This window comes from uncultured Clostridium sp. (assembly GCF_947039605.1).
Taxonomy (GTDB): domain Bacteria; phylum Bacillota; class Clostridia; order Clostridiales; family Clostridiaceae; genus Sarcina.
In genome coordinates this window covers 1-16,630 of the sequence record NZ_CAMQZG010000059.1, presented here as the reverse complement: position 1 = coordinate 16,630, position 16,630 = coordinate 1, and the positions used below count along the sequence as shown (strand labels likewise).

At 27.4% G+C, this 16,630-nt stretch carries 13 protein-coding genes; 9 read left to right on the top strand and 4 right to left on the bottom strand.

The genetic code is table 11. The annotated features are described in order from the left end of the window. Positions 1–230 (bottom strand): hypothetical protein (locus tag Q0V24_RS15165; RefSeq protein ID WP_297522693.1); only part of this gene is annotated, 230 nt, incomplete at its 3' end. A gap of 1 nt (position 231) precedes the next feature. Then, positions 232–1,026, bottom strand: coding sequence for a ParA family protein (locus Q0V24_RS15160; RefSeq protein WP_297522691.1), 795 nt, complete (start codon positions 1,024–1,026; stop codon positions 232–234). Positions 1,027–1,647: 621 nt separating this feature from the next. Between Q0V24_RS15160 and katG the strand changes: the two genes are divergently transcribed. Then, complete coding sequence (katG, locus tag Q0V24_RS15155) at positions 1,648–3,822, top strand: catalase/peroxidase HPI (protein WP_297522695.1); 2,175 nt, start codon at positions 1,648–1,650, stop codon at positions 3,820–3,822. A gap of 67 nt (positions 3,823–3,889) precedes the next feature. On the opposite strand, the gene Q0V24_RS15150 is transcribed toward katG, so the two are convergent. Continuing rightward, positions 3,890–4,486: a TetR/AcrR family transcriptional regulator gene (locus tag Q0V24_RS15150; RefSeq protein WP_297522689.1), complete on the bottom strand. Its 597-nt coding sequence runs from the start codon at positions 4,484–4,486 to the stop codon at positions 3,890–3,892. Positions 4,487–4,703: 217 nt separating this feature from the next. On the opposite strand from Q0V24_RS15150, the gene Q0V24_RS15145 reads away from it, so the two are divergent. Together Q0V24_RS15145 and Q0V24_RS15140 are read left to right on the top strand one after the other, a co-directional pair. Continuing rightward, the gene (locus tag Q0V24_RS15145) at positions 4,704–6,707 is read left to right on the top strand and encodes an FAD-dependent oxidoreductase (RefSeq protein ID WP_297522687.1); all 2,004 of its coding nucleotides are present in this window, start codon (positions 4,704–4,706) and stop codon (positions 6,705–6,707) included. A gap of 187 nt (positions 6,708–6,894) precedes the next feature. Further along, on the top strand, positions 6,895–7,194 hold the full coding sequence (locus Q0V24_RS15140; protein ID WP_297522685.1) for a hypothetical protein: 300 nt from the start codon (positions 6,895–6,897) through the stop codon (positions 7,192–7,194). Between the two features lie 464 nt (positions 7,195–7,658). On the opposite strand, the gene Q0V24_RS15135 is transcribed toward Q0V24_RS15140, so the two are convergent. Beyond that, a complete protein-coding gene (locus Q0V24_RS15135; RefSeq protein ID WP_297522683.1) occupies positions 7,659–8,180 on the bottom strand; it encodes a 2'-5' RNA ligase family protein in 522 nt (173 codons plus the stop codon). Positions 8,181–8,487: 307 nt separating this feature from the next. On the opposite strand from Q0V24_RS15135, the gene Q0V24_RS15130 reads away from it, so the two are divergent. The 6 genes from Q0V24_RS15130 to Q0V24_RS15105 all read left to right on the top strand — a co-directional run. Then, positions 8,488–10,803 carry a glycosyl hydrolase family 65 protein gene (locus tag Q0V24_RS15130; RefSeq protein ID WP_297522682.1) on the top strand — a complete coding sequence of 772 codons (2,316 nt, stop codon included), beginning with the start codon at positions 8,488–8,490 and terminating at the stop codon, positions 10,801–10,803. Positions 10,804–10,816: 13 nt separating this feature from the next. Continuing rightward, positions 10,817–11,461, top strand: coding sequence for a beta-phosphoglucomutase (gene pgmB / locus Q0V24_RS15125; protein WP_297522680.1), 645 nt, complete (start codon positions 10,817–10,819; stop codon positions 11,459–11,461). 105 nt (positions 11,462–11,566) lie between these two features. Beyond that, a complete protein-coding gene (locus Q0V24_RS15120) occupies positions 11,567–13,267 on the top strand; it encodes a histidine kinase (protein ID WP_297522679.1) in 1,701 nt (566 codons plus the stop codon). 2 nt (positions 13,268–13,269) lie between these two features. Next, on the top strand, positions 13,270–14,781 hold the full coding sequence (locus Q0V24_RS15115) for a response regulator (protein WP_297522677.1): 1,512 nt from the start codon (positions 13,270–13,272) through the stop codon (positions 14,779–14,781). Between the two features lie 186 nt (positions 14,782–14,967). After that, entirely contained in the window at positions 14,968–16,416 is a 1,449-nt protein-coding gene (locus Q0V24_RS15110) for an ABC transporter substrate-binding protein (RefSeq protein ID WP_297522676.1), read from the top strand. Positions 16,417–16,425: 9 nt separating this feature from the next. Beyond that, a partial coding sequence (locus Q0V24_RS15105; protein ID WP_297522674.1) for a hypothetical protein occupies positions 16,426–16,630 on the top strand: 205 nt, incomplete at its 3' end.

The following is a 16,630-nucleotide window of genomic DNA, read 5'->3' as shown; positions in this document are numbered from 1 at the left end:
TTAATAGATACACCTAGTTTATCCATCTTGATAACTGTTGGAGCATCAAGGTTATCAGATATTTTTTGTATAGTATCTATATTTATAGGTGGATTGTTTAATATTTCAACAGTATCGCTTATTTCTATAGGCGAACTAGGAGTTTCAATTAAAGTATTTTCTGTATCTGAGCTAAAGATTGCTTTTATAGCATCTTCTTTTTTAGCTTGTTTAAATCTATTTTTAGCCATATTATAAAACTCCTTTTTTTATAAGTTCTTCTACAACTAGCTTAAACTCTTCACAAGATTTTTTTGCAGGTTTGTATAATGTAAGCGGTGTTTGTTCAAGTTCTGCCTCAGCAAGTCTTACAGAATCTTTTATAGTATTTTTTAGAAGAATAGTACTTGTAAGTTCATCATCATTTAAATACTCTAAATATTCTTTACTAAGTTTATTTGTTCTTTTAAATTTATTTAAAAGAAGTGCATCTATTTTTAGATTAAGTTCAGATTCTTCAGCAAGTTCACCTAAAAGATAATCAAATAATTCTATTCCTTTATGACTTCCAATTCCTATATCACTAACACAAATAATTTTATCAGAAGCAACAAATACATTTTGGTTAGTTTTTGACATAGAGGGGTTTGTATCTGCAATTATGTAATCATATTGATTAAAAAATTCAATATTTCTATCAATATATTTTTTTAATTGTTGTTCTGCAAATGACATTGTATTAAACTTTCGCTCAGTTGCAGTAAGGTAAATAGTACTGCCTATAATATCTAGATTCGCTACTTCAGTTTTTTTTACTAAAGTAGAAGGGGGTACTTGCCTATCATCAAATAAATCTTTTATACTAATGTAATTATCCTCAGTTTCATCAAGTCCAAGATATGATGAAGTATTTGCTTGTGGGTCTGCATCAAGTATAAGAACTTTTTTATTAAGACTAGCAAGGATAGAAGAAAGTGACACAACTGTTGTGCTTTTACCAACTCCACCTTTTAATGTTCCAATTGCTATAAATTTAAAGTTTTTCAATTTCCACAACTCCTTTATACAAAATATATTTTATAAATATTACTAATATTATAATATAAAAATACAAAAAAATAAATATATTATACGTAAATATTAATATAAATTAGAAAGTTATTATGTATAGTAATAATTATTTAGATATATAAATTTTGTATAATACTTTATTAAGTATTGGTTAGAGCTTTAAATTTAGATAGTATTTTAAATGTTTAATAGCAAGTCTAATTAGAATTAAGCAGATTTGAAAGTTTGGATATATTTTTATAGCATAAATATAAGTTTAAGAAGCAGTAAATTTATAGTATATAATAGGAAGGGATTTTTAAATAAGAAAAATAAAAAAATATATAATTAATTATTTATAATGTTAGTAATTAGTATAAATTTTGCCGAAAAATTATTAAAAATAGAATTTTAATAAAAATATGGTAAATTAATAATCATTTCATTACTTATTAGATCTATAATAAGATCTAATAAGTAATGAAATAATAATTCATAATAGTTGTCAAATAATAATAATTATTATATAATAATATCAGATAGCAGTTCAGAACTGCAGAATAATGAAATTAACTTAAGGAGGCAATTATTATGGGAAAATGTCCATTTACAGGAAAGATGAGCAAAGAAAATAACACAGAAAAGGTTACTTTTAGCGAGGGAACTTCAAACAAAGAATGGTGGCCAAATCAATTAAACTTAAAAGTTTTAAGCCAAAATTCAGCAAAGGTTTCACCAATGGAATCTGATTTTGATTATATCAAAGAATTTAATTCATTAAATTTAGAAGCAGTTAAAGAGGACATAAAAGCTTTAATGACTGACTCACAAGAATGGTGGCCTGCAGATTACGGACACTATGGTCCTTTCTTTATAAGAATGGCATGGCACAGTGCAGGAACTTACAGAACAGGAGATGGTCGTGGAGGTGCTAATACAGGAAATCAAAGATTTGCACCATTAAACAGCTGGCCTGATAATGTTAACTTAGATAAGGCAAGAAGACTTCTTTGGCCTATCAAACAAAAATACGGAAATAAATTATCTTGGGCTGATCTTATGATCTTAACAGGAAACTGCGCATTTGAGGACATGGGTCTTGACATGGTTGGTTTTGCTGGAGGACGTGTAGATATATGGGAGCCAGAAGAAGATGTATACTGGGGTAAAGAAAAAGAATGGTTAGAGAACAAAAGAGGGGAAGAAAAAGATTTAGAGAATCCTCTTGCAGCAGTTCAAATGGGATTAATATATGTTAACCCAGAAGGTCCTAATGGACAACCTAGTGCAGTAGCTTCAGGTAAAGATATTAGAGAAACTTTCGAGAGAATGGGAATGGATGATGAAGAAACAGTTGCCCTAGTAGCTGGAGGACATACTTTTGGTAAATGTCACGGAGCTGGAGATGCAGCAAATGTTGGACCAGAGCCAGAAGCAGCGCCTATCAAAGCAATGGGATTCGGTTGGTTAAGTAAGTTTAAAACTGGTAAAGGTAACGATACTATATCTAGTGGTATAGAAGGTGCTTGGACAAAGAACCCAGTTAAATGGGATACAGGATACTTTGATAACTTATTCGGATATGATTGGGATCTAGTTAAGAGTCCAGCAGGTGCTTGGCAGTGGATACCAGCAAACCCAGAAGCTAAAGCAGTTCCATCAGCACATGATGCAGATAAAAAAGAATTCCCAATGATGACAACAGCAGATATGGCTTTAAGAATGGATCCTATATATGGACCAATATCAAGAAGATTCCATGAGAATCATGATGAATTCGAAAAAGCATTCGCTAGAGCATGGTTTAAACTTACTCACAGAGATATGGGACCAACATCTAAGTATTTAGGTAGCCAAGTTCCAAGTGAAGAGTTTATTTGGCAAGATGCAGTTCCAGCTGTAGACTTCGAAGTTATAAATGAAAATGATATTAAAGAATTAAAATCTATGATAGAAGCATCAGGACTTTCAGTATCTGATTTAGTTTCAACAGCATGGGCTTCAGCAGTTACTTATAGAGGAACTGACTTTAGAGGTGGTGCTAATGGTGCTAGATTAAGACTTGCTCCTCAAAAAGATTGGGAAATAAATGAGCCTAAAGAACTTGAAAGAAAACTTTCAAAACTTGAAGCTGTTGTTGAAGCATTCAACAAAAAACAAAATGGAAATAAAAAAGCTACATTAGCAGATATAATTGTATTAGCTGGTAATGTTGGTATAGAAATAGCAGCTAAAAAAGCTAATATTGAATTAAATGTACCTTTCACAGCTGGTAGAACAGATGCCTTAGTAGAGCAAACAGATGTTAAATCATTTGAAGTATTAGAGCCAGCTACAGATGCATTTAGAAATTATGCTAAGTTTAACTTTAGTGTACCATTAGAAGAGTTAATGGTTGATAAAGCTCAATTACTTACTTTAACAGCACCTGAATTAACAGTATTATTAGGTGGACTTAGAGTACTTGATATAAACCATGAAGGATCAAAATCTGGTGTATTAACAGAGAACCCTGGAGTATTATCTAATGACTTCTTCGTTAATGTACTTGATATGGCAACATCATGGGATCAAAGTTCAGATGATGAGCACTTATACATTGGTACAGATAGAAGCACAGGAAAACAAAAATGGACAGCTACAAGCGTAGATTTAATCTTCGGATCAAATTCACAATTAAGAGCTATCACAGAAATATATGCAAGTTCAGATTCTAAAAACAAATTCTTAAAAGATTTTGTTAATGCATGGAATAAAGTTATGAATGCTGATAGATTTGAATTAAGAAAATAATTAAAATTAAAACTCACTATGGTAATTAAGTTTGCCATAGTGAGTTTTTTTTATTTATGGATAAATATTATATTTCAAAAGAGTTGATATAGATATTGATAAGTTTATTACCATTTTCAACAAGCATATCTGTATTATTTTTAAGACATGAGTTATATATGCAACCACGAGAAATACATAGTAAGTCAGATATTAAATCTTTAGTATCTAAATTAGAAGTTATTAAGTTATTTTCTTTTGCATTTTCAATAAATGATTTCATTAAGAATGGCAAATATCTATCAATTGATGTGAAATATTCATTTCCAATGGATATTTGACTTTTATAAAATTGAGATATTATTTTTATATCATAAGTTAATGTATATTTTAGCTGTTGGTCTAATACAGATTTTAAATTTGATATTGGGTCGGAGTTGAAAAATTCATTTGTATGTAACGCTTCAATATGTAAATCAAAATTTTTATAAGCTTCAATTATTATAAAATCTATTGATTTAAAGTAGTAATAAAATGTTCCAACAGAAACATCTGCCTTTTTACATATCATATTTATAGTTATAGAAGAAAAATCATATTCTTCTAGTAAAGTCATAGCAGTTGAAAGTATTTTGTTTTTTGTATCTATAGCTTTAAGTTGTCTACTAGTTAAAGTTGCAGTCATTGTACCTCCTAAGTATAAATAGCATTTCTAGTTAATTTAAATCTTTATTTATTATATCATAATACCTCTAAATTGAAAATTTTAACAAGTCGAGAATAATATAAATATTTAAATGAAAACGATTGACAATGGATTGTAAGAAAGGTAAAATATAGTAAAACTGAATAGATTCAGTGAATATATTCAGTTAATGTTTTATAAAGTAGGAGGATTTGTTATGAGTAATAAGTATTCTAAATTATTTGAAGGTATAAAAATAGGTAATCTTGAAATTCCCAATAGATATTCAATGGCACCTATGGGGCCAGTTGGCTTTACAACTAATGAAGGGGCTTTTAATGAAGCAGGTATTAATTATTATGTAGAAAGAGCTAAAGGTGGAATAGGCCTTATAATAACTGGAATTTGTACAGTAGAAAATGAAATTGAACCATTACAAGACCCAAGCATTCCTTGTGTTACAAAGAGTCCACTTCATTTTGTACAAAGTGGAACAATTTTAACTGAAAGAGTTCATGCTTATGGATCAAAAATATTTTTACAATTAACAGCAGGACTTGGAAGATCAGCTATTCCTAATTTCTTAAGAGGAAAGGCAGTAGCACCATCAGAGCAAGAGAATAGATGGGAACCTAGTATAAAGCATAGAGAGCTTGCAACACAGGAAGTTAAAACTTATATTAAAAAGTTTGCAATGTCAGCAGCAATTGCTAAAAAATCTGGATTTGATGGTGTAGAAATACATGCAGTTCATGAAGGATATTTATTAGATCAATTTGCAATCTCATTTTATAATAAAAGAGAAGATGAATTTGGTGGAAGTTTAGAAAATAGATTAAGATTTGCGACAGAAATAGTTAAAGCTATAAAAGGTATTTGTGGAAAAGATTTTCCTGTATCATTAAGATATTCATTAAAGAGTATGATGAAGGGATTAAGAGAGGGAGCACTTCCGGGAGAAGAATTTGAGGAAGTTGGAAGAGACTATGAAGAAGGACTTGAGGCGGCTAAAATTTTAGTTAATGCTGGATATGATGCATTAAATGTAGATGCTGGGACTTATGATTCATGGTATTGGAATCATCCTCCTATGTATTTTGAAGATGGAATGTATAGACCTTTTGGAAAAATGGTTAAAGAAGTAGTAGATGTACCTGTTATATTAGCTGGAAGAATGGATAATCCTGATATAGCACTTAGTGCAATTGAAAATGGAGAAGCTGATATTATAGGACTTGGAAGACCAGTTCTTGCAGATGCTGATATAGTTAATAAAGTTAGAACTAATAAAATAGATGATATAAGACCTTGCTTATCATGTCATGAAGGATGTATGGGAAGAATATCTAAGGCAGCAGGACTTTCATGTGCAGTAAACCCTGCTTGTGGAAGAGAGAAAACTTATGATATAGGTAAATCTGATATAAGTAAAAAAGTTTTAATTGTAGGTGGAGGACTTGCAGGCCTAGAGTTTGCTAGAGTTTGTGCAATTAGAGGACATAAAGTTGAAATTTATGAGAAAAATGATAAGTTTGGAGGAAATATAATTCCAGGTGGGGCACCAAACTTTAAAAAAGATGATAATAATCTTGTAAAATGGTATGAAAAAACAATAAAAGATTTAAATGTAGAAATTCATATGAATTCAACATTAACACAGAATGATATTTTAAGTAAAAATGCAGAAGTTGTAGCTATCGCAACAGGTTCAAAACCTATAGAACTTAAACTTAATGGATTTGATTCAAGAGTTAAAACTGCTGATAAGGTTTTAGTTGATGAAAGTTTAGCAGGGGATAAAGTAGTTATAGTTGGAGCTGGGCTTGTTGGTTGTGAAACAGCTTTATGGCTTGCTCAAAAAGGTAGAAAAGTTACTATAATAGAGGCAGCAAATGAAATTCTTGGTGGACCACACAATCTTCCATTTATGAATTATGATATGCTTAAAGATTTATTGAAATTTGAAAATGTAGAAATTAAAACATCAACTAGTATAGCAGGTGCAGATAGCATGGGTGCAATAGTTAAAAGTAGTGATGGAACAGAGGAAACTATAGATGCTGATACTATTATCTTATCAGTTGGGTATAAATCAAATAAAGATTTATATAATAGTTTAAAGATGGAAGTTGAAAATATTTATTTATTAGGTGATGCTAATAATGTTAAAAATATAATGTATGCTATTTGGAATTCATATGAGGTTGCAAGAAATATATAAAATCAAAAGGAACTTTTCTAATTTTAAGAAAAGTTCCTTTTTACAATTTAAATGAAAAAAAGAATATAAATGTTTGAAATTAATACTCTTGAATGGTAAAATATGTATAAGGGTGTATATTAAGAGAGAATTATAAGTTTAGATGAAGAATAAACCATCATTAAAGGAATATTAGGAGGAAGTAATCATGCATGAAAAATTTAGCGAAAAATTTTTTGCAAAGAAAAAAATAGAATATTATACTGAGTCCTATTATAAGCCAGAAGGATGGAATGAAGCTTTAAGGTTATTAAAGAGTTTAGGGTTTAGTGTAACAGGTGATAATTCGGTTGAAAAGTTATTAAGAATGAATAATAGAATAAGAAGAAGACATAGTTGTTATGATGATTCTAAAATGGCTAAAATCTATTTATATGCAATCAAAATCATAGAATTAGAGTTAAGACGATTATCAAATAACAAGTTTATATTAGATGAACCTAAATAAAGATATGCAGAATATTTATTATATATATATTAAAAAGTGAAAAAGCCTTTAGTCTTAACTTAATAGTAGGTTGTACTATTTGAGTTAAAAGACTAAAGGCTTTTTAGTTCACATTAAAAAGCTGCAAAAGCACCAGCTGCAAACATAGCTATCATACCTAGTGCAGCTATAAAGCATACAACTCTAACTACTGTACTATGCTCGCCTCTTTTGTTTTTTTTAGTTGCCATAATATCAACTCCTATTATCTCTTTTTATATAATTGTAACATATTATAATTTACTAAAAGTGTAAATTATAATTCAAATTTAAAAAAATTCTAAATAATTTACTTATTAGACTAGTTGTCCAATATAGTTATCTCATAAAAATAAAAAAAATTCAAATATGGTAAAAAAATAAGCTACCTATTATTAAAAAAGGTAACTTATTTTAGATACTTTAGAATAGAGTAAGAGCTATTATTAAAGTAGCTTTTCAGTAAATTCAATAATAGAACTACTATCTATATCTATTATTTCAACTGCAATTTCATCAATTGTAGTTTTAAATGAAGTATCTATATGTGCTAAATCTTTGAGTGCTGTAAAAACTTCTTCTTTAGTTGCTAATTTTCCAACTGTCATATGTGCAACAAATTTTGTGTTATGTAGCCAGTTTGGATGATGCTTTTCTAAAATTCCTGTATATAAATTTTTATATAACTTAATTATCTCATGAGAACCATTTGCTACTTCTACAAATATATAGTTATCAAAAGACTCTTTTGAAGTAATTCCCTTAAGACTCATTTTAAATGGCTTAATCCCTTTAATTGCAGTTCTTACATGTTCTTTTAGCACATCAGTTTCTATATCACTCTCAAAAGGAAATACTAGAGTTACATGTGGTTCTACAAACTTTGCAGCAGGGTCATATTTATCTCTTATTTTATTGATTATCTCCATATTTTTAAACTTTGGAAATATCATTATACATCTGTTCATTTAGCTCACTCCTTTATAGGGGTATCAAATTAATTTGTAGTTTTATTTAGTTACAAATAATTTGATGTTATTAACATAAAATTTTAAATCCGACTTATTTACTCTAATTTTATAGAAATATTCTCTGTTTGGCAATAGATAAATAAAAAAGCACCATTTTCTATGAAATGGTACTAGGAAAATATAGTTGATATTTATATAAAAAATTTTTGAATTATATAAAAAATTCTAGTTAATATTTATTTAATATTTCATGAGTAGAAAGATTAAGTTAGAATATATGTAATTAAAATTATTAGGAGGGAAAATGAAATATAATACAGGGGTAAATAAGTTTGAAAATTGGATTTTATCAGAAAATGAATTTTCTTCTGATAAACTTGCTAAATCAGAATCTGTTATGTCTTTAGGTAATGGGTATATGGGAGTTAGAAGTTCAACAGAAGAACGCTATATTTTTGAGGAACGTGGCATATTTGTTGCAGGGGTTTTTAATAGATTTGATAAGCTAGAGACTAGTGAATTAGTGAATTTTCCAGATTTAGTTGGGATAGATATGAGGGTTGATGGTGAGAGCGTTTCTTTAGAATTTGGTGAAATTTTAAGTTATGAAAAAAGTTTAAATTTAAAATCAGGGGAACTTAACAGAAATTTTATATGGAAAAGTAAGAGTGAGAAGATTTTTAAATTTAATTATTCTAGGTTTGCATCTTTAGAGGATAAGCATTTATTAGGTAGTAAATTAAAAGTTGAATGTTTGAGTAATGAAGTGAGAATTGATATATCATCAGGGATTAATGGGCAGATAACAAATAGTAGTACACAACATTTTAGTGATGGAGAAAAAAGAATATTTGATAGTAAATATATGCAACTTAGTAGCAAAACTACACAATCTAATATTGATATTGTGGTAACAACAAATAATAAATTATATAGAAATAAGGAACTTATCAAGCCATCATCAAGTGGAAATGATAAACGAACTTTATGGCTAAATTATGGAACTAACTTTAAAAAAAATGAATCATTAATAATAGAAAAAATATCTAATATTTATACAAGTAATGATAGTGAGTGCAAGAGTGGAGAGTTAAGTGATATAGGATTAGCAAGATTAAAAGATATAGATAAATATAGTTATGATGAATTATTAAGTGAGAGTGCAATTGCATGGGATACTAAGGTATGGAATAAGTACGGTTTTTATATAGAATCAGAAAATGCTTTTGATATATTAGCATTAAGGTTTGCTATTTATCATTTAGTTATTATGACACCAACAGAAGATCAAAGATGTGGGATAGGAGCTAAGGGGCTAAGTGGAAAAGGCTATAAAGGACATTCTTTTTGGGATACAGAAATATTCATCTTACCATTTTTCTTATACTCTAATCCAAAAGTTGCAAGAAATTTATTAATTTACAGATATTTAGGGTTAGAAGGTGCTAAAAGAAAAGCTATAGAATATGGATATGAGGGTGCAATGTATCCATGGGAAACAGCTAATTCAAAAGAAGGGGAAGTTACTCCAAAGTGGGGTGATATAGATATGATTACAGGGAATAAAAATAAAATATGGACAGGTATTATAGAACAACATATAACAGCTGATATTGCATATTCTGTAAATCAATATTATAAAATATCAAATGATAACGATTTTATGATAAATTATGGATATGAAATATTATTTGAAACAGCTAAGTTTTGGATAAGTAGAGTAGAGCTATCTGAAAATGGAGAAAGATATGTGATAAATAATGTTATAGGACCAGATGAATACAAAGAGCATGTAGATAATAATGCTTTTACAAATTATATGGTTTTGGAAAATTTGAAAGTTGCAGAGTATTTTGCTAAGAAAATAATAAATTCAGCAAATAATAAATATTCTAAATTTATAACAATGTATGATTTAAATAAGTTAATTAAAGATGCGAATAGAGTTATCAAAAAATTATATATACCAATACAAAATAATTGTGGAATAATACCTCAAGATGATAGTTATTTGTCAAAAAAGATAACTAATTTAGAAAAGTATAAAAAGAAGGGTATTGGTGCTATTTTTGAGGATTATAATTCTGGGGAAATTAATAATATGCAAATTTCAAAGCAAGCAGATATCATGATTTTATTTTATCTTTTAGAAGATAGATTTACTAATAAGGTTAAAAAAGACAATTTTGATTATTATGAGCCTAAAACACTTCATGATTCATCGCTATCACTATCAACTTATTGTATTTTAGCAAATGATTTAGGATATAAAAATATTGCTTATGACCTTTTTGAAAAGGCATCAAGAATAGATTTAGGGGAAGAGTACTTTAGTTCAGTAGAGGGGATACACGCAGCATCTACTGGGGGGATATGGCAATGTGTTGTTAATGGCTTTGCAGGGGTTAGAATTTTAGAAAATAATTTATACATTAAGCCAAAGTTACCTGATAAGTGGGGAAAATTGAATTTTAATATTATATGGAAAGGTATTACTTTATATATAAGAATATCTAAAAAAGAAATTGAAGTAATTCCATCTAAAAAAATAGCAAAAGAAAGTATTTTTATAAATGATGTCGCTTATAATCTTGCAAAGCAAATTATAGTTAATTATTAAAGTAGGTGAGAGTATGAATAATATTAAAGGGATTATTTTTGATTTAGATGGAGTTATAACAAATACAGCAAGATATCATTACCTTGCATGGAAGGTTATAGCAAGTGAATTAGGAATTATTATAGATGAAAGGTTTAACGAATCTCTAAAGGGGCTTAGTAGAGAAAAAAGTCTAGATGAAATATTAAAAAAAGGTGGGTGTTTAGAGAAGTATTCAATTTTAGAAAAAGAAGCTTTACTAATACAAAAAAATGAAATATATCTAAAAAAAATTAAAAATTTAACAGAGGATGATATTTTAGATGGGGTTAGAGAACTTATAAAAAAATTGAAATTAAAAAATATAAAATTAGGAGTAGCATCAGCAAGCAAAAATGCAAGTTTGATTTTAAAACAATTAAACATATATGATGAATTTGATTATATAGCAGAGTTGAGTAGTGAGCTAAAAAGTAAACCAGCACCAGATATATTTTTAGATGTTGCAAAAAAATTAAAATTAGAACCTTGTGAATGTATAGGAATAGAAGATTCAATAGTTGGAGTACAAGCTATAAAGAAAGCTAATATGTTTGCAATTGGAATAGGCGAAAAAATTATATTAAAGAGCGCAGGGGCAGATATTATATTTTTAAACATCAAAAATATGCTAGATTAGCATATAAGGTAAATAGTATATGTTTCGTATGCTATTTACCTTTATTTTTAAGAAAAGTATACGAAAATATAAATAGCAATATAAATATACAAAATGGGGGAGATAATGAGTAAAAGAAGAAATTTATATAATAAATTATTTGTAATGTATGGATGTGTAGCAATATTTATAGTTTTTGGATTAGGGCTCTATTTCTTTTGGTATACAACTAACAATATTATGATTGAGAAAAAGTATAATAATAAACAATTAGTTGATGAGGTTTATTCTTTTTTAGATGGACATAAAAAAACTGTGGATGCGATAGAACAAGGGTTATATAAGAATGAAATTAATGGAATAGAATTTGCAAAGTTTTTAGATTATGACTTGATTGAATATAGAAAAATGAAAATAGGGGAATCAAGTAGATTTAGTAAGGTTAATGTAGAAAGTAAAATAAGAGAAATGTTTGAAAGTTTTTCAGATATTAACACAATAACAATGGTTTCGATTGATAAGAATACGTTTACTAAGTTTGATAAAGATAGATATGTAAATATTGATGAAGGAATTAATTTAAGTTATCTTGAAAATAAAAGAGTTATTTTAAATAAAAATTTTATAAATTATATTATAAGAATAAATGAGGATTTTAGCTTTAAACAAAAGGGATATATGATTATCGAGTTTGATATAGAGAAGATAAATGAGATTCATAAAAAGCATGGATATGAAAATAATATATTAATTAAAGATTCATATGGAAATATAGGATTTTCAAGGAATAATAGCATTTTAGGTGAAAAAGAAAATGATTTTTTAGATAGATATTTAACAGAATTTCTAGTTGATTCTAGTTATTATAATGTAGGGTATCTAGGAAATGATATATCTATTATCGGTAGTGTAGAAAAAAATATATTTAAATATTTACCGAATGAATTTTATATAGAAATTTTGATAATAGCTCTTTTAATTTTAGTTATATCTAGTATTTTTATTGTAGTAAGGATAAAAAAGATAAATAACAGATTAAATAATATATTAGAGCTAACTACAAATGTTAGGCGTGGAAATTTAAAGTATAAAATTGAGGATATTAATGAAGATGAAATTGGATATATTGCACATGAACTTAATTTTATGTGTGAGGAACTTGAGGGGCACATAAATAAGGTGTATATGTCTGAAATTGAAAAGAAAACTTCAGAGATGAAGTATCTTCAAAGTCAAATAAACCCTCATTTTTTATATAACACATTAGATGCTATTAGAATGAAAGCATTATCAGATGGAAATCGAAATGTTGCAGAAATGATTTATAATTTATCAATTTTATTTAGGAGTCAGATAAAAGAGAAAGACATAATAGATATAGAGCTAGAATTATACTATTGCGAACGGTATTTAGAATTATTTAAGTTTAGATATGATAAAAAGTTTGACTATTATATAGAGATTGATGATGGATTAGAAGAGGTGAAAGTGCCAAAACTTATATTACAGCCAATTATTGAAAATTATTTAATTCATGGTATCGAACTTGAAGCTGATAAAAATATTATAAAAATAACTGTAAATGAAATTGGTAATTCAGTTTATGTATGTATAGAGAATAATGGAAGAAGTATGAGTGATGAAAAGTTAAGGGAATTAAACAATTTAATAAATAATGAGGATATGAAAACATCTTCAATTGGACTTGAAAATATAAATAAAAGAATAAAAAATTTATGTGGAGATGATTTTGGTATTGAAATTAAAAATAGTCAATTACAAGGAATAAAAGTAATATTAAAAATTCCAAGAAAAGGGTGTGTGTAGTCATGAAAGTTATGCTAGTTGATGATGATGTTTTAATAAGTGAGGGGTTAAGAAAATCTATTGAATGGGATAGTATAGGGGCTGAAGTTGTAAGTGTAGCTTATGATGGTTTAGAAGCTATTGAGATGTTCAAGGAAAAACCTGTAGATATTGTTATAACTGATATTAATATGCCAAGATGTTCAGGACTTGAATTACTTAGTACAATAAAAAGTTTAAATGAGAATGTATATGTTATTGTACTAAGTGGCTATGATAATTTTTCATATGCTAAAAAAGCTATTGAGTTTGGTGTCCAAGCTTATTTGTTAAAACCAGCTGCACTAAGTGAAATTAAAAAGGAAGTTCAAAATATAGTTGTTAAAAATGCTGAAAAAAAGAAAAAAGAAAATACTTTAATCAATAAAAATATAAAACTAGTAGAATTTTTAAATGGAAAAAGGCAGTTTAATGATATATGGGACTTAAAAGATGTTTTAAATATAGATATGTTTGATGAAAATTATATTATGTTTAATTTAATAGCAGAGATGAATAGTTCTATTGTATTTGAGAAATTAAAGAAGCAAAAAATAATAGACTCAGAACTTATATTATTAAGTGATGGTAGTATAGTTTTTATTAAAAAAATTAAAAAATTTCAATCAAAAAGCAGTATTGAAAAAATGCTAAGTGAAATATTAAATAAAGTTTTAGATGAGCTAGCTGAAAATATATTTGTAAGCGTTAGTGAAAGAAAAAAGACTTTTATGGAACTTGTAGACAGTTTTACACAATGTCAGTATATGAAAAAATATATATTGGTTTGTGGTTATAAAAATACAATATTTTTTGAGGATATAAAGTTTGAATTTGAAAATAGTCATAATAATAAGGTATTTAGATTTGAAAATGAAATAATAAATTTAAATAAATTAATTACCTCAAAAAAAGAAAATGAAGTTATTGATTATATTGAACAAATATTTTCTATAAATGGAATAACACCAATAGAAATACATGATTTAACTATGAAAATAATAATAATGATTGATGGGATTTATAAAGAGTTTAATATGGGTGAAAAAAGAAACTTAACTTTAAGAGATGAAATTTTAGAGTTAAATGCTGAATATAAACTAGAAAATATAAAAATAAGTTTAATAGATAAAATAAAAAAAATAATATTTGAAATTACTGAGGTTTCACAATTATATAGTCCTGTGATTAGACAAGTTATCAAAAAAGTTACTAATGAATATAAAGAGGAATTGAGTTTAAAAGTTATTGGGTATGAGTATAACGTAAATATATCATATCTTGGACAACTTTTTAAAAAAGAAGTTGGGATGTCTTTTGCAGAGTATGTGCTTACTACTAGAAACAATAAGGCAAGAGATTTATTATTAAATAGTAATATAAAAATTAATAAGATAGCAAAAGAGGTTGGGTATATAGATACCAGTTATTTTTGTAGAAATTTTAAAAAACAATATGGAATTTGTCCAAGTGTTTTAAGAGAAATAAAAAATTAGGAGCAAAAAGATATACTACTAAGAAAAAAGTAGTATATCTTTTTGAGAATGTAGAAATTTTTATATGAAAGTTGAATTTTTATTATTACTATTTTTGGGTGGAAATATTAAAATAGAATTATAAGAAAAACGTTTTCAAAGAAGAAAATTCATAGGAAAATAAAAAAGGTGAAAAGGGGAATTTATATGAAGGTGAAAAAAATATTATCAATGTTACTTGTGTGTTTAGTTGCAACAGGAACTTTAGCAGGATGTGGAAGTGATGCTAAGAGTTCAGGTGGGAAAACAGCAGATAAAGAGATAACTACATTAAAATGGTATACAATAGGTCAAGAACCAATTGATAAAGATCTAGTTGTTGCAGAAGCTAATAAATATCTTGGTGAAAAAATTGGTGTAAATATTGATATGAATTTTATAGATTATGGAGATTATACTCAAAAGATGAGTGTCATAATGAATACAGGAGAAAATTATGATTTAGCATTTACTTGTTCATGGGCAGGAGACTATCTTGGTAATGCTAGAAAAGGAGCCTTTATAGAACTTGATCCTTATTTAGATAATATAGGTAAAGATATGAAAGATGAAATAGATCAAAGATTTTGGGATGGGGCAAAAGTTGATGGCAAAACATACGCAGTTCCAAACCAAAAAGAAATAGCAACAGCTCCTATGTGGGTATTTACTAAAGAATATATTGATAAATATGATATACCACACGAAGAATTGAAAACACTTGAGGATTTAGAGCCTTGGTTAAAGGTTATAAAAGAAAATGAACCAGATGTTGTTCCACTATATATAACAGGCGGATTTACTCCACCATTATATTTTGATTTATTAGTTGAACCAGCTGGTGTTGAATATAATCAAAAAGATTTAAAAATTAAAAATTTATTTGAAACAAAGGACATGAAAAAAACTTTAGAAACTCTAAATAGATATTATGACTTAGGATATATAAATCCAGATTCATCAACTGCAAAAACAGAAAATACAAGAAAAAGATTTGTAACAAAAGCGGATGGACAACCATATGCTGAACAAATTTGGACGGAAGAACTAGGTTTTGAAGTAGTTGCAACTCAAATTATGGATTCATATATAACTAATGGATCGACTACAGGGTCTATGATAGGAGTATCTAAAGTATCAAAAAATCCTGAAAAATCAGTAGAGTTTTTAAATTTCCTAAATACAGATGAATATATAAGGAATTTATTAAACTTTGGAATAGAAGGAACTCATTATACTAAAAATGATGAAGGTAAGGTTACTTTAACACAGAAAGCTGATAATTATAGTGTTCCATATTATACACTTGGAAATTTATTTATAACTCATGTTTTTGATTCAGAACCATTGACTAAATGGGATGAGTTTAAAGAGTTTAATAATGCGGCTAAGGAATCAATAGCTTTAGGATTTAAGTTTAATGCAGAATCTGTAAGTAATCAAGTTGCAGCGATAAATAATGTTTTAGAAGAATTTAAAACAACTGTATATAGTGGTTCTGTAGATAATAAAGAATATTTAGCTAAGTTTAATTCAAAACTTAAAGAACAAGGGTTAGATGATATTATGGTTGAAATGCAAAAGCAAATAGATGAATGGGGTACAAACAATAAATAGTTTGTTTTGGTGAGAAGAGTGTTAAATTATAGAGAGATTTTAAATAAAAAATTTGAAGTATATACAGATAAAACAAGAAGTTTTGAAGAGTACTTTAGTGAGGGTTCAGTTATAACACTGAACTTCTCGACTATTAAAATTGTAGTAAGTTATTTTAGCGATTATATAGTAAAAGTCTTTTTAGGTGAAGAGTTTGAAGATGAGAGAAATACAA